The 2,500-nt window shown below is 54.0% G+C and carries 1 tRNA gene and 2 rRNA genes (1 of these 3 cut by a window edge); all 3 read right to left on the reverse strand.

The window, feature by feature from the left end:
• Positions 1-77 (reverse strand) — tRNA-Met (locus PL640_RS25415).
• Between the two features lie 222 nt (positions 78-299).
• Positions 300-414, reverse strand: a 5S ribosomal RNA gene (gene rrf, locus PL640_RS25420).
• 251 nt (positions 415-665) lie between these two features.
• Positions 666-2,500 (reverse strand): 23S ribosomal RNA (locus tag PL640_RS25425) (it continues 964 nt past the right edge of the window).

Consider the following 2,500-nt stretch of genomic DNA (forward strand, 5'->3'; position numbering starts at 1 on the left):
TGGTTGCGGGGGCAGGATTTGAACCTGCGGCCTTCAGGTTATGAGCCTGACGAGCTACCGGGCTGCTCCACCCCGCGTTACCAGCGCAAGTTCGCAGAACTTGTCGCGAGAGCGTAACCGCATGGCGGTTATGCTTGGTGCCGGAGCAAATTGCCGAAGGCGATTTGTCTCCTTTAAGGGACGCACGAGGCGTCTTTTTTTATTCTGGTCTTAAACGACAAAAGGCCGCTTGAGCGGCCCTTTTTTTATCGGCTGGGCCGAAGAATGTGAATGAGAAGATTAGATGTTGCGTTTTGCAGACCTGGCAGCGACCTACTCTCCCGCGTCTTGAGACGGAGTACCATTGGCGCTGGGGCGTTTCACGGCCGTGTTCGGAATGGGAACGGGTGCAGCCGCCCCGCGATAACCACCAGGTCGGCAAAACGCAACATGCTCCATGTTTTCACATGGAAACTGCTGTTTCGAGAAGCTGGAGAGCTCAAGGCTCTATTTAATTTAACACGTCTTTCTGTGACCCATCCGTATTCCACCCTTGCTCGAAGTCGAGCATGGCAGCCATACAGACCAGAGGTCGTCGCGCCCTGTGGCGCGGCCCGTCCGGAGCCCTTCGGGCGTCAGGACAGAACAGATCATCGAACTGCGTTCGATGAGCATGAACAATGGGAACGAAGAAGTCGATCGAGCTATTAGTAACGGTAAGCTTCACATGTTGCCATGCTTCCACACCCGTCCTATCAACGTGGTCGTCTTCCACGGCTCTGATAGGGAACACTCGTTTTCAGGTTGGTTTCCCGCTTAGATGCCTTCAGCGGTTATCCATTCCGTATATAGCTACTCTGCTATGCCCTTGGCAGGACAACAGATCCACCAGAGATACGTCCATCCCGGTCCTCTCGTACTAGGGACAGATCCTGTCAATATTCCTACACCCACGGCAGATAGGGACCGAACTGTCTCACGACGTTCTGAACCCAACTCACGTACCGCTTTAAATGGCGAACAGCCATACCCTTGGGACCTGCTCCAGCCCCAGGATGCGATGAGTCGACATCGAGGTGCCAAACAACCCCGTCGATATGGACTCTTGGGGGTCATCAGCCTGTTATCCCCGGCGTACCTTTTATCCGTTGAGCGATGGCCCTTCCACACGGGACCACCGGATCACTATGACCGACTTTCGTCTCTGCTCGACTTGTCAGTCTCGCAGTCAGGCGGGCTTATGCCATTGCACTCGACGACCGATTTCCGACCGGTCTGAGCCCACCATCGCGCGCCTCCGTTACTCTTTCGGAGGCGACCGCCCCAGTCAAACTACCCACCATACACTGTCCCGGATCCGGATAACGGACCGCGGTTAGACATCCACGAAGATAAGGGTGGTATTTCAAGGATGGCTCCACAAGAACTGGCGTCCCTGCTTCAAAGCCTACCACCTATCCTACACATGCCTTGGCGAATGCCAGTGTAAAGCTATAGTAAAGGTGCACGGGGTCTTTCCGTCTGACCGCAGGAACCCCGCATCTTCACGGGGAATTCAATTTCACTGAGTCTATGTTGGAGACAGCGGGGAAGTCGTTACGCCATTCGTGCAGGTCGGAACTTACCCGACAAGGAATTTCGCTACCTTAGGACCGTTATAGTTACGGCCGCCGTTTACTGGGGCTTCAGTTCAGAGCTTGCACCCCTCCCTTTAACCTTCCAGCACCGGGCAGGCGTCAGACCCTATACGTCGTATTGCTACTTCGCAGAGCCCTGTGTTTTTGATAAACAGTCGCTACCCCCTGGTCTGTGCCACCCCATCATAGTTGCCTAAAATGGGGTCACGCTTCTTCCGAAGTTACGCGTGCAATTTGCCGAGTTCCTTCAACATAGTTCTCTCAAGCGCCTTGGTATACTCTACCTGACCACCTGTGTCGGTTTCGGGTACGGTCTATACGGTGGAGCTATTTCCTGGAACCTCTTCGCCGCACATTCAATCCAATAAGAATGTACAACACACGAGATCCGTCACTACCACCAGGCCCACGAATATTAACGTGGTTCCCATCGACTACGCGTGTCCGCCTCGTCTTAGGGGCCGGCTAACCCTGCTCAGATTAACTTTAAGCAGGAACCCTTGGTCTTTCGGCGAGGGAGTCTCTCACTCCCTTTATCGTTACTCATGTCAACATTCGCACTTCCGATATCTCCAGCAGCCCTCACGGGTCCGCCTTCACAGACTTACGGAACGCTCCGCTACCACATGCCTTACGGCATATCCTCAGCTTCGGTGCATGGCTTTAGCCCCGTTACATTTTCGGCGCAAAGACCCTTATTTAGACCAGTGAGCTGTTACGCTTTCTTTAAATGATGGCTGCTTCTAAGCCAACATCCTGGTTGTTTTGGGATCCTCACATCCTTTCCCACTTAGCCATGACTTGGGGACCTTAGCTGGAGGTCAGGGTTGTTGCCCTTTTCACGACGGACGTTAGCACCCGCCGTGTGTCTGCCGACTAGTACT

It is taken from the genome of Agrobacterium sp. ST15.16.024 (assembly GCF_027956545.1).
Classification (GTDB): domain Bacteria; phylum Pseudomonadota; class Alphaproteobacteria; order Rhizobiales; family Rhizobiaceae; genus Agrobacterium; species Agrobacterium cucumeris.